At 69.2% G+C, this 25,883-nt stretch carries 22 protein-coding genes and 1 riboswitch; of the genes, 9 read left to right on the top strand and 13 right to left on the bottom strand.

The window, feature by feature from the left end:
- Positions 1-5: 5 nt before the first annotated feature.
- Genes AC4BGE_RS16825 through AC4BGE_RS16800 form a run of 6 tightly spaced genes read right to left on the bottom strand, consistent with a single transcriptional unit; the run spans position 6 to position 6,600 of the window.
- Complete coding sequence (locus tag AC4BGE_RS16825; protein ID WP_490576010.1) at positions 6-992, bottom strand: AAA family ATPase; 987 nt, start codon at positions 990-992, stop codon at positions 6-8.
- Positions 989-1,876 (bottom strand): hypothetical protein, encoded by an 888-nt coding sequence (locus AC4BGE_RS16820; protein ID WP_490576009.1) that lies wholly within the window; start codon positions 1,874-1,876, stop codon positions 989-991. Before AC4BGE_RS16820 ends, AC4BGE_RS16825 begins: the two co-directional genes overlap by 4 nt.
- Positions 1,873-3,222: an ATP-binding cassette domain-containing protein gene (locus tag AC4BGE_RS16815; RefSeq protein WP_490576008.1), complete on the bottom strand. Its 1,350-nt coding sequence runs from the start codon at positions 3,220-3,222 to the stop codon at positions 1,873-1,875. Before AC4BGE_RS16815 ends, AC4BGE_RS16820 begins: the two co-directional genes overlap by 4 nt.
- Entirely contained in the window at positions 3,219-4,178 is a 960-nt protein-coding gene (locus tag AC4BGE_RS16810) for a hypothetical protein (protein ID WP_490576007.1), read from the bottom strand. The genes AC4BGE_RS16815 and AC4BGE_RS16810 overlap by 4 nt, the downstream gene beginning before the upstream one ends.
- Positions 4,175-5,194 carry a hypothetical protein gene (locus AC4BGE_RS16805; protein ID WP_490576006.1) on the bottom strand — a complete coding sequence of 340 codons (1,020 nt, stop codon included), beginning with the start codon at positions 5,192-5,194 and terminating at the stop codon, positions 4,175-4,177. The genes AC4BGE_RS16810 and AC4BGE_RS16805 overlap by 4 nt, the downstream gene beginning before the upstream one ends.
- A complete protein-coding gene (locus tag AC4BGE_RS16800) occupies positions 5,191-6,600 on the bottom strand; it encodes a hypothetical protein (protein WP_490576005.1) in 1,410 nt (469 codons plus the stop codon). The genes AC4BGE_RS16805 and AC4BGE_RS16800 overlap by 4 nt, the downstream gene beginning before the upstream one ends.
- Before the next feature lie 324 nt (positions 6,601-6,924).
- A riboswitch (cobalamin riboswitch) is annotated at positions 6,925-7,067 on the top strand.
- 90 nt (positions 7,068-7,157) lie between these two features.
- Here AC4BGE_RS16800 and AC4BGE_RS16795 point away from each other — a divergent pair.
- Together AC4BGE_RS16795 and AC4BGE_RS16790 are read left to right on the top strand one after the other, a co-directional pair.
- Complete coding sequence (locus AC4BGE_RS16795; RefSeq protein WP_490576004.1) at positions 7,158-8,255, top strand: hypothetical protein; 1,098 nt, start codon at positions 7,158-7,160, stop codon at positions 8,253-8,255.
- A 1,152-nt stretch (positions 8,256-9,407) separates the two neighbouring features.
- A complete protein-coding gene (locus AC4BGE_RS16790; RefSeq protein WP_490576003.1) occupies positions 9,408-10,850 on the top strand; it encodes an MFS transporter in 1,443 nt (480 codons plus the stop codon).
- A gap of 366 nt (positions 10,851-11,216) precedes the next feature.
- On the opposite strand, the gene AC4BGE_RS16785 is transcribed toward AC4BGE_RS16790, so the two are convergent.
- Genes AC4BGE_RS16785 through AC4BGE_RS16770 form a run of 4 tightly spaced genes read right to left on the bottom strand, consistent with a single transcriptional unit; the run spans position 11,217 to position 15,517 of the window.
- Positions 11,217-12,032: an inositol monophosphatase family protein gene (locus AC4BGE_RS16785; RefSeq protein ID WP_490576002.1), complete on the bottom strand. Its 816-nt coding sequence runs from the start codon at positions 12,030-12,032 to the stop codon at positions 11,217-11,219.
- Complete coding sequence (locus tag AC4BGE_RS16780) at positions 12,019-13,209, bottom strand: serine/threonine-protein kinase (protein WP_490576001.1); 1,191 nt, start codon at positions 13,207-13,209, stop codon at positions 12,019-12,021. The genes AC4BGE_RS16785 and AC4BGE_RS16780 overlap by 14 nt, the downstream gene beginning before the upstream one ends.
- On the bottom strand, positions 13,200-14,009 hold the full coding sequence (locus AC4BGE_RS16775) for an HAD family hydrolase (RefSeq protein WP_490576000.1): 810 nt from the start codon (positions 14,007-14,009) through the stop codon (positions 13,200-13,202). Before AC4BGE_RS16775 ends, AC4BGE_RS16780 begins: the two co-directional genes overlap by 10 nt.
- Positions 14,006-15,517 (bottom strand): mannitol dehydrogenase family protein, encoded by a 1,512-nt coding sequence (locus AC4BGE_RS16770; RefSeq protein WP_490575999.1) that lies wholly within the window; start codon positions 15,515-15,517, stop codon positions 14,006-14,008. The genes AC4BGE_RS16775 and AC4BGE_RS16770 overlap by 4 nt, the downstream gene beginning before the upstream one ends.
- 167 nt (positions 15,518-15,684) lie before the next feature.
- Here AC4BGE_RS16770 and AC4BGE_RS16765 point away from each other — a divergent pair, with 167 nt between their 5' ends.
- From AC4BGE_RS16765 to AC4BGE_RS16745, 5 genes are all read left to right on the top strand, one after another.
- Positions 15,685-16,737 carry a CDP-glycerol glycerophosphotransferase family protein gene (locus tag AC4BGE_RS16765; RefSeq protein WP_490575998.1) on the top strand — a complete coding sequence of 351 codons (1,053 nt, stop codon included), beginning with the start codon at positions 15,685-15,687 and terminating at the stop codon, positions 16,735-16,737.
- A gap of 908 nt (positions 16,738-17,645) precedes the next feature.
- Positions 17,646-18,785: a zinc-dependent alcohol dehydrogenase gene (locus AC4BGE_RS16760; RefSeq protein ID WP_490575997.1), complete on the top strand. Its 1,140-nt coding sequence runs from the start codon at positions 17,646-17,648 to the stop codon at positions 18,783-18,785.
- A gap of 14 nt (positions 18,786-18,799) precedes the next feature.
- Positions 18,800-19,363, top strand: coding sequence for a hypothetical protein (locus AC4BGE_RS16755; RefSeq protein ID WP_490575996.1), 564 nt, complete (start codon positions 18,800-18,802; stop codon positions 19,361-19,363).
- An 84-nt stretch (positions 19,364-19,447) separates the two neighbouring features.
- Positions 19,448-20,209, top strand: a complete 762-nt coding sequence (locus AC4BGE_RS16750; RefSeq protein ID WP_490575995.1) for a YqjF family protein — start codon at positions 19,448-19,450, stop codon at positions 20,207-20,209.
- 451 nt (positions 20,210-20,660) lie between these two features.
- Positions 20,661-21,368, top strand: a complete 708-nt coding sequence (locus AC4BGE_RS16745; protein WP_490575994.1) for a GAF and ANTAR domain-containing protein — start codon at positions 20,661-20,663, stop codon at positions 21,366-21,368.
- 684 nt (positions 21,369-22,052) lie between these two features.
- Here AC4BGE_RS16745 and AC4BGE_RS16740 read toward each other — a convergent pair.
- Genes AC4BGE_RS16740 through AC4BGE_RS16730 form a run of 3 tightly spaced genes read right to left on the bottom strand, consistent with a single transcriptional unit; the run spans position 22,053 to position 23,069 of the window.
- Positions 22,053-22,376 carry a hypothetical protein gene (locus tag AC4BGE_RS16740; protein ID WP_490575993.1) on the bottom strand — a complete coding sequence of 108 codons (324 nt, stop codon included), beginning with the start codon at positions 22,374-22,376 and terminating at the stop codon, positions 22,053-22,055.
- Positions 22,373-22,732 (bottom strand): DUF2185 domain-containing protein, encoded by a 360-nt coding sequence (locus AC4BGE_RS16735; RefSeq protein WP_490575992.1) that lies wholly within the window; start codon positions 22,730-22,732, stop codon positions 22,373-22,375. Before AC4BGE_RS16735 ends, AC4BGE_RS16740 begins: the two co-directional genes overlap by 4 nt.
- A 37-nt stretch (positions 22,733-22,769) precedes the next feature.
- Complete coding sequence (locus AC4BGE_RS16730; RefSeq protein ID WP_490575991.1) at positions 22,770-23,069, bottom strand: hypothetical protein; 300 nt, start codon at positions 23,067-23,069, stop codon at positions 22,770-22,772.
- Positions 23,070-23,135: 66 nt separating this feature from the next.
- Here AC4BGE_RS16730 and AC4BGE_RS16725 point away from each other — a divergent pair, with 66 nt between their 5' ends.
- Together AC4BGE_RS16725 and AC4BGE_RS16720 are read left to right on the top strand one after the other, a co-directional pair.
- Complete coding sequence (locus AC4BGE_RS16725; protein ID WP_490575990.1) at positions 23,136-23,468, top strand: hypothetical protein; 333 nt, start codon at positions 23,136-23,138, stop codon at positions 23,466-23,468.
- A gap of 473 nt (positions 23,469-23,941) precedes the next feature.
- Positions 23,942-25,423, top strand: a complete 1,482-nt coding sequence (locus AC4BGE_RS16720; RefSeq protein ID WP_490575989.1) for a sensor histidine kinase — start codon at positions 23,942-23,944, stop codon at positions 25,421-25,423.
- Positions 25,424-25,883: the final 460 nt, after the last annotated feature.

The raw sequence follows: 25,883 nt of genomic DNA, 5'->3' as shown, positions 1-25,883 counted from the left end.
GCCCCTCAGGGAGTCGGGACGGCGGCGAAGACGGCGTCGACGACCTCGTCGGGGCTGATCCGGGCCGCCGTCGCCTCGAAGGTGAGCATCAGCCGATGACGCAGCACCGGGTGACGAAGCTGCACCACATCCTCGGGCAGCACGTGGTCCCGACCGGCCAGCACGGCCATGCCCCGGGCCGCCTGGAGGAACGCGATCGCACCGCGCGGGCTGGCGCCGTTCTCGATCCAGCGGGCGGTCTCCGCGGGCAGGTAGGCCTGGGGCCGACGGGTCACGTTGACGATCTCGACGATGTAGCGCAGCACGGTCTCGTGGACGTGCACGCGCGCGGCCACGGACTGGAGGAAGAGCACGTCGTCAAGGGAGGCGACGGGTTCCACCCGGGTGTCGCGCAGACTGCCGTCGGCGACGCGCTGGAGCACGTCGATCTCGTCGTTCGGGTGCGGGTAGTCGAGCACCTCCTTGAGCAGGAAGCGGTCCATCTGTGCCTGGGGAAGGACGTAGGTACCCTCCTCGTCGATGGGGTTCTGGGTGGCGAGGACGAGGAACGGGTCCGGGAGCCGGTAGGTGGTTCCGCCGATCGTGGTCTGCCGCTCCTGCATCGCCTCGAGCATCGCCGACTGCGTCTTCGCCGACGAGCGGTTGATCTCGTCGAGCAGCGCGAAGTGCGCGTGCACCGGTCCGAGCTGCGTGGAGAACGATGCGGTGCGCGGGTCGTAGATCTGGGTGCCGATGATGTCGGAGGGCAGGAGATCCGGGGTGCACTGGATGCGGGAGAAGCTGGCGTCCACCGCCGAGGAGAGCACTGAGGCAGACAGCGTCTTGGCCAGTCCGGGCACGGACTCCATGAGCACGTGCCCGCGGGCCATCAACGTCACCAGGAGGCTGCGCAGCAGCTTCTTCTGCCCCACGACCTTCGAGGTGAAGGCGGTCTCGACCGCTGTGGCGATCCGGTTGGCGCGTGCCAGCTCTGCGGGGGTCAACGGGTTCATGGCTTCTCCTGGGGGTCGGGCACTCTGGCCCAGAGACGGGCGGATCGGTCGGTCTCGCGGCGACGCACGGCCCGTGCGAGCTCGAGGTCCGGAGCGGAGGTGAGGTCGGGCGCACCACGTGACGGACCGCGCAGCGCTTTGAGCACGGGAAGGCCGAGGACCAGCACCAGGAGCGCGGTGGTGGCTCCCCGGACGAGGTCGAGGACCAGCGACGTCTCCGCGGTGTATGCCCACACCCGGGCGACCACCTCCCCTGGGGGGAGCCCCGGGGCGAAGTGCAGCTCCGTGGTCCCCGGCTGCTGGGCCCAGCCGATCAGGTTGAGCAGCACTCCAGAGAGCACGCCGAGTGCGAGGGCGAGCGGCAGCGCGAGCAGCCACGCCGCGAGGGTGGGGATCCACCGCAGGGCGGCACCGGCCGCTCCGACCACCGCCCAGACCACTGCCTGGGCTGGGAGGGTCTCGGCCGGGGTGGAGGCGATCACCGTGGAGACGAGCGCAGCGCCCGCACCGGTCAGCACGCCCGGTGCCAGACCGAGCCCGATCCCGGCCAGCAGCGGCAGCGCGTGCACCACCTCGACCCCTCCAGATCCAGGGCTGACCAGGGCCCGAAGCGCACAGTCGCCGGCGACCAGCGCCACGACCGCGGCCAGGGGCTCCGTCCGGCGCCCGGACTCCCGCCAGACACAGACGGCGACCAGCGCCAGTCCGGCCACCTGCGCACCAAGGACCCACGGGGCTTCGACCCGCAGCTGGTCCCGGTGCGGGATGCCCACGGAGTCCCAGACCGGCCACCCGAGCCAGACCAGGCCGCCGGCCAACCAGAGCAGCGCCACGAGCGAGGCGACCGGACCTGTACCGGGGGCGACCACCCGCCAGCCCCTCACGGCTGCACCCCCAGGAGGTCGCGCACGGTGAGGGCTCGCGCCCCCGCCCGTCGCAGGACCGGTGGATGCTGGAGACGGTCGGCCATCAGCACCGGTGGGCCGATCTCTGCACCGTCCGCACTCAGCACGACCAGTCGATGACAGGCCCTGACCAGGAACTCGGCGTCTGAGGAGACCACGACCGTGTGCGTACCCCCGTGCCCGTCGCGGGGGTCCCCCAGCCTTCGGGTCAGGAGACGCTGAGCCCAGGGATCGAGACCGGCCTCGGGACTGACCAGAATCTCCGAGCGCCCCGAGGTCAGGAGGAGACTCGTCGTGATCACCCGCCGCTCACCGCTGGAGTGCTCGGCGAGCGTACGACGCGGGTCGACGACCGCGCCCAGGTCGGCAGCCAGTTCGAGCGCGGCGGAGGGAGCCCCGCCATGCACTGCGCACCACCGTGCGAGGAGCCGCCGCACCTGGACGTCGCGCGGCCAGGAGAACGGCCTCCGAGGCCCGGCCTCGCCGTCGAGCAGCGCCACGATCCGGCGTGCGACCTCGTGAGCGTGGGTCAGGTCCCCGGAGTCGGAGGTGACTCCGAGAGTCTCCCCCTCGACGATGTCGACCTCGAACGGCACGCCCGACCGGTCCGAGGGCACCCGCCGGACGGCTCCTACCAGGCTTGGTGCCACCGCCCGTGGCCCGGCCGCGAAGGCATCCCTCACCGCGGGATGGGCCGCCAGCGCGTCGAGCTCCCACCAGTCCGAGCGCACGATGCCGAGGGCACGGGCCAGGGAAGCCTGAGGGGGCAACGGCAGTGTCCGCGGAGTCCACGAGCGCGCCGGCTGCAGCTCCGCAAGCAGCGTGCGACCGCGCCCCGGTGCCGGAGGGAGCTCCACCACCCGGTCGGCGACGGGGACGGCGGCCCCGAGGTCGTGCTCGACCCACACCACGACGGCGCCGGCGTCGGCGCAGGCGCGGATCAGCCGAGCACCGGCCGCCCGGTCGGCGGGAGCGACCCGGGTCATCGGCTGGTCCAGGAGCAGCAGCAGTCCGGAGCCCGCCCTCAGGTCCTCCCATGCCCGCATGGTGTGGTGCCGCAACCGCTCGAGGTCCGGCACGGGCCCCACCCGCTGCACGACCGGCACCCCCCGCCGGCGAGAGCCTCCGGCATCCTCGTGGACGACGGCCCCCCGCACCAGCGAGCCGCGCGGCAACGAGTGGTCGAGCGCGCTGAGCAGCGTCGAAGCGCCGGAGCCGAGCCGGCCGGTGACGACGGTGAGCCCACGCAGGGTCAGCGAGATCGGACCCAGGGCCAGACCGCGCCCGGGCAGCCAGACGGCGACCTCATCGAGCCGGGTCGTCATGCGTACACCTCGTCCGACCCTGGCGCGGAACCTCGGCGCACCGGCACGGCCATCACCGCGACCGGAAGGATGAGCAGACTCAGCGCGATCAGCACCTCGTCCACCCCCAGCGCCAGCAGGAGAGCCGGGACGACCGCACAGGTACCGGGGATGACCTCGCGCAGCGCGCCACAGACCGGTCGGGCCCGCGACAGCAGCAACCCGACGAAGGCACCAACCGCCAGCGCGGCCAGGACCGCCTCGGCTCCGACCAGCCGTCTCTGCATCGCGAGGACGGCCGCGCCTGTTCCGGCAGCCGCCAGCACGAGCACCCGTACGCGGACGACCAGTCCCGAGTCACGTACGCCGCACGCTCGGCCCCAGGTGTCTGCGGCCTCCGTGCAGTGCCGGACTAGAGTCGCCAGCCCCCCGTCGAAGGCACCGAGTCCGTGGAGGGCTCGTTCGGACCGGTCCCGGTGTCGGCGGTCCAGCGCATCACCCAGGAAGCAGATCGGGTGCACCCAGACCGCCAGCGACCCCAGGGCCGCGTCAGCCAGACGCCCCATCCGCTCCCCGGGGAGAGCCGCGAGGAGCAACCCGAGCAGGGCCAGCTGCGCGAGCGCCCGGATCGCCTGCTCGACACCCACGAGGAGGCGCCCGGACGTGACGGGCCCACCCATGGGAGCCCCTGAGCTCGGCACCCACTCGGGCAGCACCCACACCACGTCCCCACCGATGCCCTGCCCCACGGTGAGCGTGATCAGCACCCAGGCGGAGAGCACGATCGAGCCCGGACCCAGGGCGGCCGTGGTGACGCCCGGACGTGCCGGACGCTGCATCGCCACCGTCACCAGCACGGCCACGACCAGGCACCCGGAGACCCAGGCGGAGGTGCTGGACTGCACGGCGAGCCAGGCCACGCAGGCCCACAGGACCCATCCCAGGGCGCCGACCTCGAGGACGGCCCGACGGCTCATCGGGCTCGCCTGCGGCGCAGCGGGAGGAGCGCCAGGACCAGGGCCGTGAGTCCCGCGAAGAGAGCGGCGACCTGCACCAGACGCTCGTCGTGAGCCGACGCCACGCTCGCCGCGGCCGCCTCGTCCGGCAGCGGGACGTCCAGGTTCCGGGACCGGGGACGCACCACCGCCGAGGTGTCTTCGCCGATGTGTGCGGCCAGTGCGCCCGGGACGTTCGACGAGACCGCGGCGAAGGCCCCGGCCGTTCTCCGGGCTCGTGACTGTCCGGTGGCGTCGGACCTGATCCCCCAGCCCGTCACCGGTACCCCGGAGTGCGCGTCCACCAGACGGAACTCGACCTCACGATCCGGCAGACCGCGCGGGACCACATAGGCCAGCGTGCACCGGGTGTCGTCGCACGTCGTCTCGGCGGGGCTCGCCCCCGCGCCGTCCGCCTCGGCAGCCACGACCCAGGTGCCCGCGTCGGAGTACTCCACCCGCCATGAAGTGCCGGGCACCACGTGGTCCAGCGCCAGGTTGAGGGCCTTCCCCACGGGCTTGCGTCGACCGTAGCCGTCACCGAGCAGTTCCGGAGTGGCGGTGAGCAGCTCCGTCCATGCCCCGAGCACGTCGGGGACCGTGGCTCCGCGGGACTCGACGGGTGCGATGAGGACCGGCCCCCCGGCATCGCTGGACACGGGTGCGCGCAGGAGGACGTCGACGCTCCCCCAGCCCTCGTCGTCGGTGGTGACCTCGAAGGACGCACCCAGCGGCGTCCAGGTGGGTAGGCCCGACGCCGACCGTGCCGGGGTCAGCGAGAACGCCTGCATCTCCACCGTGCTGTCGGGACGCCCGGTCACACCGACCTGGTGGGTCGCCCCGTCCAGCCACCGCGTCGGCACCTGGACCGAGCAACGCACCCGGTCGTCACCGCACAGGCGCCGCGTCTCCGGCCCGACCGCGTGAGCGGCTGGGGCGGAGACGAGAGCGGGCGCGACGACTCCCAGCATCAGGGGGGCGAGGAGCTGCCGTCTCACCACGTCGTCCCCCAGGTGACGCGGCGCACTCGTCGGGTGAGGAGCCAGCCGGCGGGCGCGGCCAGCGCTGCTGCGAGCAGCAGGGCCAGGAGCCAGCGGACGGACTGCCTCGCCTCCTCGACCCTGGGCGCCGCCACGCTCGACGCCTCCTCTCCCCACACCGGCGGGTCCACCGGGTCGGCAGCCGAGTTGGACGACAGGGCCGTGGCAGCGCCCTGGGTGGGTGAGCCGCCCGGACTCGCCCCAGCGGAAGGAGTCCCGGGAGGAGGCGTAGGAGGAGCCGGGGAGGGACCGGGCGACGAAGCGTGGCCGCCGCCGGGCTGCGCGGTCGGTGAGGCTACCGCCGACGGGTCCCGCGTCGCGGGAGCGCTGCCCGCGGGCGACCGGGTCGGGGAGGGGCCTGCCGCAGGAGGCGCGGACGGGGCCGCCGAAGGCACCGGGAGCGTCGCGTCCAGGTCTTCGGGCTCATCGCCCGGGACCGGCTGGCCGCCCCCTCCCCCGCTGGGCGGCGCCGTGCCCCCGGGCGGCTGGGCCGGGTCCGGGTCGGGCAGACCGGGCTGCTTGGTGGTGTCGAGCTGCTTGCCGCGCTCCCTCGCCTCGCCGTGCTCGGAGGGGATGACGTTCCACTCGGCGAAGGCCGGACGGGCCACGGGGTGGTCCGGGGAGCTGGCGTAGTTGAGGTGGTGGTTGATCCGGAACCGGTGGACCTGGCCTGGGGTCAACTCGGCCGGCACGGTGTAGGTCACGGCCGAGATCTCTCCAGGGCTGTTGCGCAGCCGTTGCGCCGCGGTGTAGCCGTGACCGGGGACCGGGGTCCAGGTGCCGTCCGCGTCGAGGTACTCCACCCAGTAGCCCGTGCCCACCACGTTGCCGAGGACCTGCATCTCCAGCTGCACGTCCACCGGCTTCTGCTCCGCATAACCGTCGCCCAACAGCTTGAGCGTGCGGCCGCTGAACTCGACGACCTTGCCCAGGCGGGTGCTCAGGTCCAGCGAGCCGTCGTCGGCCAGGCCCACGAAGCCCCACCCGCCGGGCACGTCATCCAGGGTGCGCGGGACGAGCTTGACGGTGTCGAACCTGCCCTCGCCCGAGGCACCTGAGGCTTTGGTGCCGGTGGTGACGGACTCCCCGCTGGGGACGAGACCGGTCACCTCGCCCAGGGAGTTGAACTCGATCACGTAGAACTGCAGCTCCAGAGTCACCCCCGGGTGCCCGGCGCCCCTGACCTGCAACAGCTGCTGGTCGCCGGCCGCGCGTTCCTCGACGTCGATCACGCACGCCTGCACGTACCCGTCGCACAGTGCCCGCTGGGTCGGACCGACACCATGAGCCGGCGCCACTGCGACCGTCGCCGCGACCACGGCGAGCAGCCCCACGAGCCCCGGGGTCGGGGCCGATCTGAGCACTGAACGAGGCGTTCTGGCAGACGGTTCACGCTGCACGGCGGGGCCTTCCTGGAGGTGCACGCAGACGCGGCAACCTCAGGAGCTCGACGCTCCCCGGCTTCCGAGCCCGTGCTTGTGCGACAACGGGTGACGGCTGCATCCCCGGAGTTCCCGACTCGCTGGAGACCAGCTCACGGTTGCGCAACAGCGCCGGATTCGCACCGGCTTCCTCTGGTGGGGATGCGTCACTGAGGGTGACAGCGTGGAGTGTGGCACACGGGTCTTCGGAACAGGACCACGCGGGGGGCGATGCCCGACTGAGTGAGTCAGCTCATGCCAGGCGGGTTGCTCTCCACCCGGACATGTGACGTAGCGTGCCGCCTGCGTCCGAAGGGGAAGCCGGTGCGAATCCGGCGCTGACCCGCAACCGTGACGATGTGGCCCGTCCACGTCGAAGTCGGAATGCCTTCGTGCCGCGCGACCATTCCCACACTGTCGAGGATCGCAGTTGGTCGCCGACGTCCGCGCACGTCGGCCTCCCCTGCTCCAGAACTGGAGTACCCATGAAGAGCCGCACCTTGGCGCTCACCGTCGTCGGAGCACTCGCGTCCGGCACGCTCAGCGGCATGTTCACCCCGGCGTACGCCGCCGACTGGCGCACCGGCTGGTGCCTGGAGGACGAGGGACTCAGCGTTGTCGTCGACTACGGCGACGGCGAGGGTGCAGGGATTCCCGAGGAGGGATTCCAGGTCCGTTGCCTGGTCGGCGGCGAGATCGACGAGACTCGGGACGGCACCCGAGTCGACGCGCTGCGCGCCGTGGGTCTCGACGTGGAGCACCAGGGAAGCTACGTCACCGCCATCGACGGCGTCGAGGAGTACAGCGGTGACGCGATGCACTGGTTCTTCTCCGGCGCCGCGGTGCCGGGCCCTTGGGACACGTCGAACTACGGGCTCATCGCTGACGGCGCCAACGTGAACAAGGCTCTCGGCGCCCGCCTCGTGGGCGAGGACTGGGTGAGCGTGCCGAGGGCCACCCCCCAGTTCGCCGAGCCGGAGCCCACGCCCGAGCCCACGCCCGAGCCGGTGGCCACGCCTCCCAGTGCGCAGACGCAGCCGACGCCTGGGCAGGCGGAGCCCGCCTTCCTGCCGCCGGTCCCCTCGATCGCCGGAACGGCCAGGGTCGGCAGGAGGCTGACCGCCCAGGTCGGGGCCTGGCCCGTCGGCAGCAGCCTCTCCTACCAGTGGATGCGCGACGGTTCACCCCTCCCCGGTGGGGAGAAGAGGTCCTACACCCTGACCGCGGCCGACCGGGGATCAACTTTCTCCGTACGGGTTGCGGGAGTCCGCCCTGATGGCGTCGAGGGCACAGCAGTCTCCGGCACGAGCATGAAGGTGCGGGCCGGTCGACAGGCCGCCGCGCAGCCCAGGATCGTCGGCAAGGTTGTCGTTGGGAAGACGCTGAAGGCCACTGTGAAGTCGTGGAAGCCCGGCAATGTCACGTGGATGTACCGCTGGCTGCGCGATGGGCAAGCCATCCCCGGCGCCACCGAAAAGCACTACGTCCTCGGAGTTAAGGACGCCCGCAAGCGGATCAGCGTCAAGGTGACCGGCCGCAAGGCGGGCTACGCCAAGGCGACCCGCACCTCCGTGAAGACCGTCAAAGTCAAGCGTTAAGGGCTGTTACGGGCGCCTGGCGCGTTCAAACCTGCGCGCGACCGCACCACAAATGGACGTTCGTGCGTGACGTCCCGCCACCGATAAAGGGCCCGGAGGGAAAACCTCCGGGCCTTCCGGGCCTCCAGAACCGTGTCGGTGCCACGCGTGCATCGCGCCTCGGAACTCGGTCAGGTTGTCAGGACACGCCGCCAAGGCCCTCCCCACCAGGGCCACTTAGGGGGCCGCGGATCGGGCCACGGCAGGATCCAAGCAGCCGAACGAGATCACACCGACACTGAACCGACCCGCATCATGGTCAAGTACGGCACCCAGTTCTCACCCGGCAACAGGGGAAGGCACGGCCGGCTCGAGGTGTCTTCGGAGAAGGCATTCAGGTTCCGTCGTGCTTGGAGCGAGTTCCGTCTCGTCAGCCGCGTGCTGGCACGATCCGCAGCCCGTGCCTCGCTGACGTGTTACATATCTGGTACACAGGGAGCATCATTTTCGACGTTTGCGCAGGTCAGCATGGGTGAGCAAGTCAGTACTACGACATCTGATCCGGGTCCCCGAAGGGACACCGGAACGACCACGAACAACCGCAACAACCGCCTCTGACCTGCGGAAACGCCGCCCCCCGACCTTTCGGTCGGTGGGCGGCGTTTGCCGTTGTAAGCCGCTGGGATGTGACAGGCTCGTTACATATTTGGGATCGGGTGGCCTCCCGATCGACAAAGCGGGGCGGGGTCCAACGCCCCCAGGACGCGGCGGTCTCGTCAGGTGGAGACGCGCACCTTCGAGCGGTCGGGTGATCGCTCACCGGGTGCCGATGGACCTGGGTGCTCACACAGACCGTGATCACCCACGCCACCCGGAGGGCGGGCGTCGAGGTCATGCTGTCGCCAGATAATGCAGCAGTCCCTCCAACCGAGCGATCTGCTGTAACTGAACATCCGTCGCGAGTCGCGCCCTCGCTCCGAAATCGAAGCGCCTGCATCTACGCCCAGTGGGTGTTGCGCACCTCACGCGCGCCCAGGAAAAAAGCGGTGGCTGGATGCGATAGTTTTGCGCCCTGACCCGGCACGGACCGGGTGAGGCGAACGTGCGCTTCTGCGCCGGCGGTCCGAGGCTGAAAACCTCCAGAGTCAGTTCAACACTTCTGGAGCTTCCTGTATGTCCTCGGTCTTGCCGTCTCCCCGCACTCGCTGGTGGGCGCTCGTCGTCCTCGGCCTCACCCAGCTGATGGTGGTCCTCGATGGGACCATCGTTGCCATCGCCCTGCCGGCCGCGCAGGCCGACCTCGGCATCGCGGATGGGCAGCGTCAGTGGGTCGTCACCGCCTACGCCGTCACCTTCTCCGCCCTGCTCCTGCTCGGCGGCCGGATCGCCGACTTCTGGGGCCGCAAGCGCACCTTCATGGTCGGCATGGTCGGTTTCGGCGCCGCCTCGGCGTGGGGCGGACTCGCGCAGTCAGGCGGCGAACTCATCGCCGCACGCGGACTTCAGGGCGTGTTCGCGGCGCTGCTGGCTCCAGCTGCTCTGGCGATGGTGGCCGTACTGTTTCCCAGCGGCCGTGACCGCGACGTGGCCTTTGCTGTCTTCGGCATCATCGCCGGCACCGGCGCTGCCTTCGGCTTCCTGCTCGGCGGCGTGTTGACTCAATACGCGGACTGGCGCTGGTGCCTCCTGGTGAACCTCTTCTTCGTCATCGCAGGGCTGATCGGCGGCAAGACCCTGCTCACCGAGAGCAAGGCCGAAGGCGACACCCGCTACGACATCCTCGGCACCATCACCGTCGCGCTGTCCCTCGGTGCCCTGATCTACGGCTTCGCGCGGGCCGAGCACGGCTGGGGCGAGCCCGACACCATCGGCTTCCTGACCGCCGGCGCCATCTTGATGGGCGTCTTCGTGTGGTGGCAGGGCCGCACCTCGCACCCGTTACTGCCCCTGCGCGTGATCCGCGACCGGGTGCGCGGCGGAGCCTTCCTGCTTCAGGCCGTGGTGGGCGTCGTCATGGTCGGTGCGATGCTCTACCTCACCTTCCACTTCCAGATCGTCCTCGGGATGAGCCCACTGGCCGCCGGCTTCGGAAACGTCGCGATGACCGTGGTCATCATGGCGACAGCGCCGATTTCAACCGAGCTCTTCACTACCTTCGGTCCCCGCCCGGTGCTCACCGTTGGTCCGCTCCTCACAGCGGCCGGACTCTTCTTGCTCAGCGGCGTCACCGCCGGGGGAAGCTACTGGTCCGAGGTGCTTCCCGGCCTGGTCGTGATGGGGCTCGGCTTCTCCCTGATCTTCGTACCCCTGCAGAACCTCGCCCTGGCCGGGGTCGACCCGCACGATGCCGGGGTCGCCTCCGCGCTGGCCAACGCCTCCATGCACGTCGGCGGTTCGATCGCGGTAGCCGTGTTCACCGCGCTCTACACCTCGTCGTTGGCCGAGTCGCTCACCCAGGGCGCGGACAAGCTGCCCGCGCTGGCCGGCGCCTACGGCGACGTCTTCTTCGCCGCCGCCTGGGTGATGACGCTGGGTGCCGTCACCTCCTTCGCTCTGATCCGCGGACCCAAGACCGCGCTTCGACCCCCCGTCGACGCGGTGCACGCCGCCCACTGAGGCCGCCGCGGATCAACCCGCTCAGCACTGCGCTGACGCTTCCGTGGAAGTGATCGGCGGCCTAGCGTCGCGGATGCGGGTCCCGGAGCAGCTGATCCAAGGTGCGATTCGCGGGTTGCTCCACCAGCATGGGCAGTGTGCAACTTCGCGCTTAAAGCGCGGGGCTCGGTCTCGCCGGCCAACAGCCGATTGGGGATGTGCACGAGCTCGTACAGCTCCACGTTTGTCGTCGACTCTGTCGAGCGTAGTGCCGTCCTCGGCAGCGCTCGTGCTCGATCCGGTGATCCCGTTGGACAGGCGGCTCATGCTGAGACGCGGAGGGCGATTCACGAGCCGGTTGGCCCGTCAACGTGCACAGACGTCTAGTTAACTAGGTTCATCGCTTTCGTAGGCGCCAACCAGTGCACGTCTCAATGGCTCCCACAGTTCCAGTCCGGAAGCCAGTACGTCGCCGGTGGCGGGCCAGCGGTTCCCCTGAGGCCCGTCGAGGTCGCCGACTGTTCCTCCTGCCTCGACGACGAGCAGAACTCCGGCGGCACCGTCCCAGGCCTGGAGACCGGGGCTCCAGACCGCGTCCGCCCTTCCCCCGGCGAGGGCCGCCAGTGACGAGGCGGCACTTCCGCCGCGTCGCAGATCGCGCACCATGGGTAGCAGAGCGTCGACCATCGCGCCCGCTCGTGGGTGGTGTTCGACGGGGCGGCCTAGGTTGACCTCCACGAGCGCTTGCCCCAGGGCCCCGGGAGGTCTGACGCGAGTGGGTCGTCCGTCCTGGAAGCAGCCCAGGCCGTGCCCGGCCCAGGTGAGACGTGCGTGGCACGGCTCAGCGACGGCGGCCGCGAGGAGTGCTCCCTGCGGGGCACGGGCTGCCACAGACACCGACCAGTCCGACCGACCGTAGAGGAAGCTGGTGGTGCCGTCGATGGGATCGACCAGCCACTCCACCTCGGCAGCAGGACCCGTCCGCCCCCACTCCTCGCCCAGGACCGCGTCGCCGGGGCGCAGCCGCTCGAGGACGTGGCGGATCGCTCGCTCCGTCTCGAGGTCCGCTCGGGTCACCAGGTCCCGGGGCCCCGACTTCTCGCGCACAGCCAGGTCTTCGGTTCGTCCATGCCATTCCATGGCCACGGCGGCACCAGCTTCGGCGGCCGCGCGGGCGACCGCCACCAGATCATCCGGCTCCACGGGGACTCCAGCCCGTCCATGGGCCCGCAGCCACCCGGGCGGTGCGTGCGACGAGCTGGCCGATCTCGTCGCGGCACTGTCCCAGGTACCTGACCTGAGCAGCGGTGGCCGCCACCCATGGCAGCGTTGCCGCGATCGGGTGGTGGATGCCCAGCGCAAGACCGGTGAGCACGAGGGCCGCTGCGCCGGTCAAGGCCGCAGGCACCCGCCGGGCATGGCTCGCCGCGACGCTGCCAGTCGCCACGGCACCCAGCACCGCGCCCATGACGAGCGTCGGCGCGGGGACGCGGGCGTCGGCACAGGCCCAGCCGGTCGCCGCCGACAGCGCGCCGGCCGCGATGCCGGCCAGGTGCCAAGGTGCGTGCAGCGGGGTCCGTGAGACTGCGCGCCAGCGACCTGTGTCGCCTCCGGTGGTGTCCATCCCCGCCGGCAACCACCGGACGAGCGCGAGCAGGTGCTCCCGGGCCTGTCCCGCGCGCACCTCCCAGACCAGGGCGCCCCGGCGTGCCGTCGCGTACGCCGTGGCTTCGACAGCCCAGCGACTGGTCACCCAGGCAATCCCGAAGGTCCACCATGCCGCCGTTCCCAGCACGGTGCTTCCAGGATCGAGTGCCCCGACGGCCAGGACCGTCCCGCCCATGCCCCGCACGGCGTACCCCGCGCCGATGAGCGTCCAGATCCCGACCACCCCCGCGCCGAGCGACTCCTGGACCTCACCCGTCCGGCCCGTGGCCAGCGCGCGGAGCAGCTCGTAGACCACTGCTGACACCAGGACCGCAAGCCCCAGCGTCAGGAGCAGGAACGAGGTGGGAGGCGGGGCCAGCAGCACGACCACACCGGCGAGCACGAGGCGCAGCCCAGCGACGGCGCCGCTCGTCCACAAACGCTGACGCTTGAGCGCCAGTGGACCCGGCAGCCGCCCGCGATCCCCGCCGGGATGCCGTTGGTCGGCCTCGAAGCCGAGCATGTCGTTGACCTGGTAGCGGGCCGGGTAGACCATCAGCTCGAGCACCGCCCATACCAGGACGGCCTGCCCCACCCGGTCCGCCGACGGCAGGCCGCCCGCGGCGCACCCGAGGATGAACCCGATGGGCAGGATCGCGACCTTGACCGTGTCTCCCGGTCTCGGCACGAGGCAGTAGCCCACGAGGCTGCGCGGCTCGGGCGTCAGGACCATGTCTGAGCCCGGTGGAAACGGTCCGCGGACAGGACTCCGGTCGGGTCCACACCCAGCAGCGGCACGAGGTCGCGGAGATCGCAGATCACGGTCACCGCGCCGGCAGCCATCAGCTCGTCCGTCCGGCGACCACGCTCGGAGGGCGGGACGAACTGGACGGTGCCGACGGTGGTGAACCCCGCGCCCACGGCGGAGAGCGTTCCGTTGACGGAGTCCTCGACAGCAAGGGCCTCATCAGGCCCGATCCCGAGCGCACGTCCGGCGTGCTGGTAGATGGCCGGGTCAGGCTTGCTGCGGGGAATGTCGAGCGAGTCCTCGGCACTGAACCTGCGGTGCGCGGGCAGGTGCCCGTCCAGCCCCGCCACCTCGAGACATACCTCAACCCGCGAGAGGGCGCTCGACGTCACCGCCGCCAGCTCGAACCGTAGTCCAAGGCACTCCACGGTGTCGGCTATCCCGTCCTGGGGCATCAGCACGTCGCGCAGGTGTGCGGTGACGACGTCCTTCTCCCGGACCACCCACTGATCGAGCTCAATGAGCGACAGGGGGACGCCGTGGTGCTGAGCGAGCTCCGCCGCGGACGCCCTGAAGTTCTTCCCGTTGCTGTTCGCGTGCAGCTCCTCCGGTGTGTACCGGCGAGCGACGCCCAGTTGGGCGAGGAGATCGTTGGTCACCCCTGCCGATGCGGCGTACGCGTGCTCCTCGGAGTCGAAGAGAGTGCCGTCGGCGTCGAGCAGCACGGTCGTCACCCGGGCGAGGTCGACGACCGCCGCCTCGGGTGTGCACTCGGTGGTCGTCACGCTCCTCCCTCCTCCGTATGCGACACCAGCCAGGACGTCTCAGTCCGGCAGCAGTCCCTGAGTCGCCTACGCACCGTCTCGCGCACCCCCCAGCGCTCAAGGTCTCGCAACGCCCGGCTCAGCTCGCGGCGCACGCCCAGGTCGTCACTGAGTGGTCCCATCACCTGGCGCAGCCTGAGCAGAGGACCAGGGTCGATTCCTCCTGCCCGGGCCAGCGTGACGAGCTCCTCGCGGCGAGCGTCGTGGATGTCGATGGGCGTTCCCTCGAGGTCGTGCCCGCGCAGGTAGCGGAACCATCCAGCGACCGCGAGGATCAGCAGGGTCGGGTTCGCACCGGACCGGCGTGCCTCTACCAGGGACGGGATCAGGTAGGCCGGCATCTTGGTGGATCCCCTGCCGCACAGTCGAGCAAGCTCGTCACCCACGTGCTCGTTGCTGAATCGTTCCAGCAGGGTGGACTGGTAGTCGCTCAGGTCCATTCCGGGGACGTCTGGAAGCAACGGTGCGATCTCGTCGCGCATCAGGTGCTGGACGTAGTCGCGCAGGACGGGATCCGCGAGCACCTCGGCTGACGTACTCAGACCTGCGAGGTGTCCGAGGTAGGCCATCGCGCTGTGGGTGCCGTTGAGCAGCCGCGACTTCACCAGCTTGTACGGCGCGACGTCGGAGACCATCTGCACGCCGACGTCCTCCAACCGGGGGCGACCGGCGACGAACTCGTCCTCCACCACCCACTGACGGAACGGTTCGGTCAGCAGCGGTGCACGATCCACGAGACCGTACGTCTCCCCCACCGACTCGACCAGTGTCGGGTCGGGCGCCGGCGTGATCCGGTCCACCATGGAGCCTGGAAAGGAAACGTGGTGCTCGATCCAGCGAGCCAGCGTGTCGTCGACCATCCCGGCGAACCCGAGCACGGCGGCCCGTGCGGCCGCGCCACTGTGAGGGAGATTGTCGCAAGACAGCACCGTGAACCCGCCCAGGCCCGCCGCGCGGCGGCGCGCGAGGGCTGCGACGACATGGCCGAACCAGCTGCTCGGCCTGTCCAGGGCGCCTATGTCCGCACGAGCGGCCGGGGCACCATCGTCGAACCCACCGTCAGGACCGAGGTTGTAGCCGTCCCCGGTCACGGTCAACGTCACGACGCGGGTGTCGGGATGGGCGAGCCGGTCAAGCACCAAGCGCGCATCCTGGGGGCCGAACAGGTACTCCCCCATGGCACCGACGATGGTGGCCGACTCCGACACGGCCGACCGCTCCACCACGGTGAAGAGGCCGTCCTGCGACACCAGTGGCTCGCGCAGCGAACCGGAGCGAAGACCGACACCGGTCTCGCCCCAGTCGAGGTCACCTGCCCTGGCGAGAGCGTCCAGATACACGAGCTGGTGGGCGCGGTGGAAGGCGCCGACACCGATGTGGACGATCGAACGTCGAAGAGCCCGCCGGTCGTAGGTGGGGGGCGCGAGCCGTGGGTCGAGCGTGCGCAGCGAGTCATCGCTGAGGTGCATGGGTGCCTCGTTTCCGAGCAGCAAGGCGGAACCGCCTGATCCGTGCGGCGATGCGCCGCGCCTCCTGCTTTACGCCCTGCGGCTGGTGCAGGGGCTGAGGTGCGGACCTGGTACCCGGCTCTCCCGCGCACCAAACGGCGACGTGCACCGTCTGTCAGAATGCGCGGGTGCGGATCGTCTACAACAGCTTCCACGGCCGGTACTCAGACAACCCTCGTGCCGTCCACGAGCGGCTGCTGGAGCGCCCCGCCACGCAGGAGCACGTCTGGCTCGCCCACCCCGACCACCTCTCGTCGTTCCCGGCGGGCACCACGACGGTGGACATCGACGGCCCCGAGGCGGCACGGACCCTGGAGTCCGCGGACCTGGTCATCGCCAACACCCACACAGAGGTCGAGTGGGACAAACGGCCGACCACGACCTACGTCCAGACCTGGCACGGGACCCCGCTCAAGCGCATCCATCGTGACGTGCTGTGGGCCCCAGAGGGCCGGCTGGACCGGCTGGACCGCGACATCGCCCGCTGGGACATCCTGCTCTCCCCCAACCCGGCGAGCACGCCGCGCCTGCGTCGGGGGTTCCGGTACGACGGCGAGGTGCTGGAGAGCGGGTACCCCCGCAACGACGTCCTCGGCTCCCCCCAGGCCGACGTCGAGGCCAAGCGGATCCGCAAGGAGCTCGGGATCGCCGAGGACGCGACCGTGGTGCTCTACGCCCCGACCTGGCGTGACGACGAAGCCTTTCAGCAGGGCCGGCCGGAGGTACCCCTCGCCCTCGACCCCACGGAGCTGTCCCGACGCCTCGGACCCTCCCACGTCCTGCTGGTGCGGCTCCACCCCCTGATGACCGGGCGCACTCCGATCCCCTCCCTCGCCGGGGTCCGAGACGTGTCGCTGCACCCCGACGTGCGCGACCTGTACCTGGTCGCCGACGTCCTCGTCACCGACTACTCCTCCACGATGTTCGACTTCGCGATCACCGGCCGCCCCCTGGTCTTCTTCACCTACGACCTCGAGCGCTTCCGCGACACGGTCCGGGGTTTCTACTTCGACTTCACCCCCGAGGCACCGGGACCGTTGACCACCACCCTCGACCAGCTCGTGGCAGCCCTCTCCGACATGCCCCGGCTGCCGGAACGCTACGCGGCGTTCCGGGAGAAGTACTGCTCGCTGGACGACGGCCGGGCCACCGACCGGCTCCTGCATCGCCTGGGGTTGTGACCCTACGCCGTGACCTTGTTCGCGGGCAGCGGCGAGACCTGCGCCCTGTCGCCGCGGGGTGACGCGGAGTGGGGCGGAGCGCGCGGGGTGGCGCGTCAGGGACCCACGCCAAGGGTGCGGACGAACCGCTCGACCTCGCGGGCGACCAGGCCTCCGTCGGTGAGGGGCACCATTGGGCTCCGGACGGCAGGGTCGATGAGGAGCCGAGGAAGTCGCACCAGTCCGCCGGGGCCATCCGATCGTGCCGGCCACGAACGACCTCTCGCTCGGTGTAGAGCCGTAGGCCGAGCTGCGCTCGCAGTCCTCGCTCGGCAGCCTGGGGCATGTAGTTAGGCCAGCGCCGGTCGTGACGTGCGTGCTCGACGCTGCAACAGGCTCATGGAGGTCCTCGAGACCAACCCCGCTCCAGGAGGGGCGCGGCTTGCCCGCGGGCCTGGTCGACACACGCGCCGAACCAACGCAGCAAGACGACCTCCGTCCCCATGGCCGTTGTCACGAGTTCGCCGGTCGCAGGCGGCGGCGACGGTGCAGCCGTGCGTGTGCCGAGCCCGCCCGGCCGCTGCGGTTGTCCTCGATGGAATGGAGTGGATCCCCGGACGAGGGGTACAGAACGCTGTGCTCGTCCCATGGCACACCAACGCCCAGGCAAGGACAGGGACGCATGACGATGTACAGCAGCCATCCAGGACAGCACCGGCACCACCACCATGACAGGCGGGCAGAAGGGTGGGCCACGGTCAGGAGGGGGAATGGCGCGCGACCTCGCCCGCGAGGTGACGGACCGGGGGCGCCCACTCGGCAGTCACCTCGAGACCGCGAGCCCGGCCTGACCGGTCATTAGGTATCGGCCGTCCCCTCGGGACGGACCGCTCCCCAACGCACGACCCCACGGAGGAACTATGCGAGCCATGGTCTACCGCGGTCCCTACCGCGTGCGTGTAGAGGAGAAGGACCGCCCCCGCATCGAGCATCCCAACGACGCGATCGTGCGGGTCCAGCTGGCCGCCATCTGCGGCTCCGACCTGCACCTCTTCCACGGGATGATGCCTGACACCCGGGTCGGCCACACCTTCGGACACGAGTTCATCGGCGTCGTCGACGAGGTCGGCCCCTCGGTCCGGCACCTGCAGGTCGGTGACCGCGTGATGGTCCCGTTCAACATCTTTTGCGGGTCGTGCTTCTTCTGTGCCCGCGGGCTCTACTCCAACTGCCACAACGTCAATGCGAACGCCACCGCGGTCGGTGCCATCTATGGCTACTCCCACACGACTGGCGGGTATGACGGCGGGCAGGCGGAGTACGTCCGGGTGCCCTTCGCCGACGTCGGGCCCTCGATCATCCCCGACTGGCTCGAGGACGAGGACGCCCTGCTGATGACCGACGCCCTGGCCACCGGCTACTTCGGCGCCCAGCTCGCCGACATCAGCGAGGGCGACACCGTCGCGGTGCTGGGTGCCGGCCCGGTGGGCTTGTACGCCGCCCGGAGCGCCTGGCTGATGGGCGCCGGCCGGGTCCTGGTGATCGACCAGCTGCCCGATCGGCTGGAGAAGGCCCGGACGTTCGCCCACGCAGAGGTGCTGAACTTCAACGAGGTCGATGACGTGGTGGTGGAGATGAAGAAGCAGACCGACCACCTCGGCTTCGACCGGGTCATCGAGGCCGTCGGCGCGGAGGCTGACGGCAACATGACCCAGCACCTCACCGCGGCGCGCTTCAAGCTGCAAGGCGGGTCCCCCGTGGCCCTCAACTGGGCCATCGACGGTGTGCGCAAGGGCGGGACGATCTCCGTCATGGGGGCCTACGGACCCCTCTTCAGTGCCGTGAAGTTCGGCGACGCCGTCAACAAGGGCCTGACCCTGCGGATGAACCAGTGCCCGGTGAAGCGGCAGTGGCCACGGCTCCTCGAGCACATCCGGAGCGGCTACTTCAAACCCAGCGACCTCGTCACCCATCGCTTCCCGCTCGAGGACATCGCCGAGGCCTACCACGTGTTCTCGGCCAAGCTCGACGGATGCATCAAGCCCGTCATCACCGTCGACGCCGGTTGAGGAAGGACGCACCCATGCCCTACACCCCCGAGAAGCCCCCGCTCCTCGAGAGCGCCGACCAGCTGCGCGCGCGGATCCCAGGATGGGGCGCCGACCTCGACCCTGCCGACCGACCCTCCTACCCGCGTGAGGTCTTCGACCCGGGGGCGACCGGCGCACACTGGGAGGTGCCCGAGCAGCAGCCCGACGGGGATCAGCGCGAACGGTCGATCGAGCACGCGAGGCTCACTCCGGCCTTCGGCACCGCCCAACCCCTCCACGGCCTCTCTGGAGCCGTGCGCCGCTACGCCTACGCCCGGCACAGCGAGGCCAAGGCTGCGCACTTCCTGCTCCTCATCGCCGCGGACCGTGTCGATGTCGCCGAGCACGTCGTCCGCTCCCTCGTGACCGCACGACCCGACAATCCCCTCACCCAGACCGGGATCCGGGCCGAGCTGACCCACGGCGGCTTGCGCTCCCGCCTGGGTCATGGTCGCTCCGACGTCCGTCACCACGTGCTTGACCCACTGATCAACGGCGCGCCGTGGCTCCTCGGCGGGTACGCCGTCTGGCGGGCGCTCCGGGCGCTGCGCCGCTGAACGGACACGACGAGCGCGCCTCACGTCGTCGCGGTAGTGGCGACAACCGGGTGCCCAGGTCAAGAAAGAAGGTAGCGAACCAGGATGGTCAGTGTCACGGCCGAGCAGCATGTCTCCGTTCCGGTGCTTCGGACGTCCTGGGAAACCTTGACGTTCGTTCACTGGCGTGTCGAACCACACCGCATCCAGGCGCTGCTTCCCGACGGATTGACAGTGGACGTGCACGACGGGAGCGCCTGGGTCGGTCTCACGCCGTTCGTGATGGCGAACATGCGTCCTCTCGGAGTCCCGGACCTGCCTGGCGGACTCTCCCTGCGGGGGACGCAGAACCGGGCGCGACTGGCTGACGTGACGAGCACCCCGGAGACGAACCTGAGGACCTATGTACGCGGACCTGATGGCCGTGACGGGTTATGGTTTCTCACCATCGACGTTGGCAGCGCCGTCCTCGCGGCCATCATCAGAGCTGCGGTCGGAGCGCCATACCACAGTGCGGAGATGTCAGTGGAAAGCCATGGAGGCATCGTCACGTACACCGGATCCAGAAGGGGCGCACCGCAGTTCTACCGAATCCAGGTCCACCCCGGAGACAAGATCGCGCCCTCGGACCTCGAGATCTGGTTGACCGGCCGCTGGCGCGCCTACACCTCCCACCTCGGTCGGCTGCTGGTCACCCCCGTAGAGCACGAGCCCTGGCCCCTGCGACAGGCAGCCCTCACGGTGAACGAGCAGAACCTCACCGATTCCGTCGGTCTCCACGGCCTGTCCGGTCCGCCGCTCGTTCACTTCTCCGACGGCGTCCAGAAGGTCCGCCTCGGGCGGACAGTTCCCCTGCCACGACGCTGAGGATCGGGCAGGGAGAACAAACCAAGTTCTCTACAGATCCGTCCCGTTCTAGGGGGCACTGGGACCAGGAGACGCTTCCGGTTGAGTTCTGGGTGAGATGGCTGCCCTGTGGAGGGCAACAGCCAACATGGGGAGAGTGCAACTGCACGCTCAACCGAGTGGTTAGGTCTCGCCCGCCAAAGTCCGATAGGGGATGTGCGCACACCGCCGAGTCGACCGCCCCGGGTCAGCACTCCGCTGGGTCACGCAGTCACCCCATGATGCAGCAGTCCCAAGCCCAGCGGGATTGACTCCCACGGGAGGCTCTGCCTTCGATGCGCGTTCGGAGCCGCAGCGCGACCGCGCTCTGGGTGGAGTAGGTTGGGGGGCAGATTCTGAATAGAGCTCCACAACTGCAGTCGTCACGTGTCTCTCCGAGCGCTTCGCCTGTTCGATGCACCGGAGGCGCCTTATGGCGACCGAATCTCGCAATGTTGCTGTTGCCCTGGCTGAGGCCGCCCGGACCATGAACGAGTCCCGGTCGCTGGAGAATGCGCTCGACACGATCGTGCAGACAGTGGTGCTGGCGTTGCCGGAGTTCGACCACGCCGGCGTCTCGATCAGCCATCGCGACGGGAAGATCGAGACGATGTCGGGCACCGACCAGCTGGTCTGGGAGCTCGACGACATCCAGTACCGGCTGATGGAGGGCCCGTGCGTGGACGCGATGACGAAGGACCCGGTCGTGCTGGTTGAGCACGCCCGCCACGACCAGCGCTGGCCTAACTACATGCCGCAGGCCGCGCAGCGGGGGCTGCGGGCACAACTGGGGCTGCGGCTCTACACGGAGTCCGAGACGCTGGGCGGGCTGAACCTCTACTCCACGGTGTCGGAGACGATCGATCCCGACTCCCGGCAGATGGCAGAATTGTTCGCCACCCACGCAGCGATCGTGCTGGGTCGTGTGCGTGTCGAGGACCAGCTCAACCAGGCGATCGCCACCCGCAAGTTGATCGGGCAGGCGATCGGCATCATCGGGGAGCGGTACCAGATCACCTCGGACCGGGCGTTCCAGTTCCTGGTCCGGGCCTCCCAGCACGGCAACATCAAGCTGCGGGCAGTGGCAGGGGAGGTCGTCGAGTCAACCGACGCGAAGTACGAACGGAAGTCAAAGGAATAACCGTCCCCCGGCGATGTTGCCGCGGGCGGGTCGTCGCTGCAGGTGTGGCGATTCGTCGATCTGTCTGGCTTGCGATTGTTCGCAGTTCCGAAGCCGTGCCGGTCTGACGATATGCGACGGCGGCCCACCGCTCCACGCGTGAGAGCTCGGGAACGGAATTCGACATCGTCCCCGCTGGGTCACTGGTCGGCTCGCGCGGTCTGGCCTTCGGGCTTCATCATGACCCGAGACATCGGGCTACAGCTTTGGTCATGCCCGTTGATCGAGTAGCCGACACGACGGCGTTGGCGGAAGGCGCAGCCGGTGCGCGCGGAAGCCGACCGTTTGCGCGAGCAGTCCATCCACCTACGCGCCCGACGAGTGCGCTCCCAGGCTGCGCGCCCTTCAGGCTCAGCGGAGCGCACGCGAACCGGACAGCCGTGAACACGCAGACCCCAGCGAGTTGACCGTCGTCAACAAGGCTCTGCGTGGCCCTGCTCGTTTCGGTGCCCCGTTGAACCCGATCCCGCCCCTGCTGCGCCGGCACACAACCAGGCGACGGTCGGGTCTGCTGCACGATCAGGTGACAGTTTTGGCGAAGGCGCCTGAGTTGCAGCGGTCTACGGTCTCCGCGACGCCGACGGCGGCACCTTGTGCAGCGCACCGTCGTAGCCGAGACGCTGAGTCCCTAGCCGTGGTCCCGGGTCAGCCCGACCCGCCGGGCAGGCCGGAGTCCCGGTCGATTTCCTTAGCTTGGGCGAGCAGGAGTTCTCGCTCCAAGGAGGTGAGCGCGGCGAGGTAGTCCCGGTAGGTCTGGACTCCGGTCTGGGTTATCTCCATGAACCCAGGGTCGTGTTGGAGGTCACGAACGGGGCGGCGGCCAGTCAGGACGTCCTGGATGAGTTGTTTGACTGACGCGTCGGTGAGCTGGTCTGCGATGCCTTGCAAGGTGCGACGGAGGTGGTCGGCCGCCGCTGGGTCACCGGTCAGAGCGGTCAGCGGGTCCCCGGCAGGGTCGCGCGGGGTCATGCCGTCGGGTCGTACATCTCGTCGCGTGGAATCTCGTGGCCGGTGGCGGTGTCAACGACCTGGATGCCGTTGCCGTCGTCCACGATCTGCAGGTCCGACCCGACCGGCAGGTTCCAGATGCCGATGAGTGCGGGCTCGATCTCGCAGACCTGGTTGAAATCGACAATCTGGAGGTTGTCGGCGTCGGCGAGGTAATCCTCGGTGTCGATGTGGCTGAAGATGCGCCACCCGTTGTCCGCCGGCGCCTGGGACTCCTCCCGGACCATCCACCGGACCCGTCCGACTTGGGAGAGCACGTTCTTGGACACCAAGCACGCCCCGGCCTTGGGGATGAACTCGATCGTGTCGTGCGTCATGTGGCGGTACCTCCGCAAGGTTGGGTGGTGGCGGGCACTACGGTGCTTCGTTAGATGGCGGGGGCACCGGGATCCCCCGTTCGGTGAGCAGTGCTTCACATCGCTCGACCAAGTCACCACGTTTGGCGTACCACATGCGCAGGTTCATGAGCACCGGTCGACCGTCCGCACCGGTCTGCAGCAGGTCGATATCCGGGTGGCTGAGGAACACGTCGTAGAAGGGCCTGAGGTCCTGGTCGGTGAACTTGAACACGGCTGCCGCTGTCTCCAGCGGTGTCCCGTCCCGCGGATCTACCTTGTTGACGTCGCTGGGCTGCTTGCGGTTCAACCATCCCATGTCCGGAACCTATCTTCCTCCCGATGGCCGCGGGAGGCCCCCATCGACCCCTGACCTCGCGGGCTGATGGCGATGACAGGCGGCGGCAACGGGCTGCCCGGGGACGGTGGACCGATGGTGGTGGAGGCGGCCACCGGCGCGGTGGTCGGCTACGCCCCGATCCGGGACCGCAGCTCGGTCTACAGCGACAACGGCTACCTCACCGCCCTGGGCTTCCTCGACGAGGAGGCCGGGCTGCTGCTCGTCGGCCCGATGGACTTCCGCACCATGGAGCTCGGCGAGGAGCAGCGGCACCTCGTCGCCTGGGACTTCCGTGCCGGCACCTTCGAGCGTCTGACGACGGGTGACTCCTCGATGTCGGAGATCACCGTCGCCTGGGGGGTGCTCGCCGCTGGGTGACGTGCGCAGTACGCGCAAGAGGTCGAGCGGACGAGCGTCCCACCAAGATCGGGCGCAGACCCCTTCGTCGAAGTAGCCCGCATGGGATTGCCGATCTTTTCTGCATCTCGACACCGTCGGCCATCCGCCGCGCCGCCGCTGCCGATGCGCGCGGCGGCCAGTGGGAGGGCAACTTGCCCCCCCAGCGCCGGACTGGTGGGCTACCGGGGTCACTACCTTCATAGCCATGGCGTTCGGCCTAGTGCTTAGTGTCGAGCGCATGTGGCCCCGATCCGGGGAGGACACGTGAACCGAGCACCACACATGCGGGTACATGAGAGCACGCCGCCCGAGCTTGTGTCTCCGACCGGACATTACGCTGCGGCGCTTGCTGAGGTTCTAAGGTCGTCGAAGACCGGCCGTCGTCGTCCTACCGATGCCCCGTCCGGATCATCTACGGTGGTTCTTGACCGCTTTGGGCGTGGGGGTGTCAGGTGGAGGAGGCTTGGGACAGCGCCGAACTATGGCGTCTGACATTGGAGCACTCGCCCGTCGGCATGACCATAGTGGGACTCGACGGTCGCCTGCTGATGGTGAACCGGGCCCTGTGCAACATGCTCGGGTACGACGCCGCCGTGTTGCGCAAGCGAGGTTTTCAAGAGCTCACACATGCCGAGGATCTCGAGGCCGACCTCGAGCTGTTCGGTCGGGCGTTGGCCGGGGAGCTCGACTCCTATCGGCTGCAAAAGCGCTACCTACATGCTGACGATCGCATCGTCTGGGGCGATCTCTCGGTGGCTCTGGTGCGGGCCCGCGACGGCCGTCCGCTCCACTTCATATCGCAGATCGTCGACGTGACGAAGCAGCACGAGCACGAGGAGCGGGTTGAGGCAGCCAGGGCGGAGGTCGCGCACGAGCACCAGACCCTCGCGGCGATCTTCGAGACGGTGAGCGTGGGGTTGCTGCTGATCGGCAGCGACGGCCGCTACGAGCGGATGAACCGCCGTCACCGGGAGACGATGAGCCTGCCTTTCCCCAACGGCCACGACGGATATGCGGGGCAGCTCGGTGATGTGTACTTCCTGGACGGCAAGACACGGATGTCCAAGGAGGACATGCCGTCCTACCGTGCCGTCCAGGGGGAGGAGTTCGACGACTACACCTACTGGGTGGGCGATGATCCACGCACCCGCGCGGCCTTCTCCGTGTCTGCTCGCCAGGTGCGTGGTCCCTCAGGAGAGCAGTTGGGCTCGGCACTCGCCTACCAGGAGATCACCGATCTGATGCGCGCCAGACAGATCCAGGACGAGTTCGTGTCGTCGGTGTCTCACGAGCTGCGCACGCCGATGACCGCGATGCTTGGCTATCTTGAGATGCTGGGCGAGGACGAGGAACTGCCTCCTCATGTGATTGCCCAGCTGCGGATCGTCGAGCGCAACGCCAACCGTTTGCGAGCGCTGCTGTCCGATCTGCTTCAGGTAGGACAGGCCGGCGAGGGCAGGCTTCCGCTGCAGCGCACGGCAGTGGATCTAGCCGCGCTAGTGCATGAAGCCGTCGAGGCGACGCGTCCTATGGCCGAGAAGTATGGCGTGGTTGTCGGGATCAACGCTCCCAGAAACGTCACCGCCGTGGTCGACAGAGAGCGCATCCGCCAGGTGCTGGACAACCTGCTCTCTAACGCCATCAAGTACACCCACCCGGGCGGTCAGGTGAGCGTCGTTCTCACGCAGAGTGCGACCGCGATCGAAGTGGAAGTCAGCGACACCGGCATCGGCATAGCCCAAGAGGAGGTCGAACTCGTCTTCGACCGATTCTTCCGCGGCGAGGAGGCGCTCAAAAGGCACTTACCAGGCACCGGCTTGGGCCTCAACATCGTCAGCTCCATCGTGGCCGCACACGACGGTGCCGTAGCGCTGGACAGCGTAGTCGGACAGGGCAGCACTTTCAGGGTCACATTGCCTCAGCCGACTGTATAAGGCAGACCTCCCTCGAACTTGCGCCATCGCGCTGTATTTGCGGCCCGTGCTTGCCGACAGCCGGCCGACTCCGATGGCATGACCCGGCTATACCTGATCTTCGAGGCCCACTCGACCCTTGACCCGTTGGGACAGGCAGAGGTGGCTTCAGTAGTTCACGGATTCGTCTTCAGAGACGATCTTCAGCGTCTCCCCGCCGAGAACCGACGTATCCGCCAAACTTTCGGTGATTCGCCATTCGGCCGAACTCGGCGACCTTCCCGACGCGAGGGCCGAGCAACGAGCAGAGATCATCGGCGCCCTGGTCACGGCCGCGGTAGCGCTGGACGGCGCTTATGCCGAAGCCAGCCAAGCACTCCGAGGGTCCCCCGGGTCTCCTTCAGATAGGTGTCATCAGACCTGCGTCGGAGCTGCCGTCCAACACGGGCAACGTGCAGGTCCACGCTCAGACCACGTACAA

Source organism: Nocardioides sp. Z50_6, assembly GCF_058215755.1.
The sequence above is the reverse complement of the archived record's forward strand: the minus strand, read 5'-3'. Positions and strand labels throughout refer to the sequence as shown.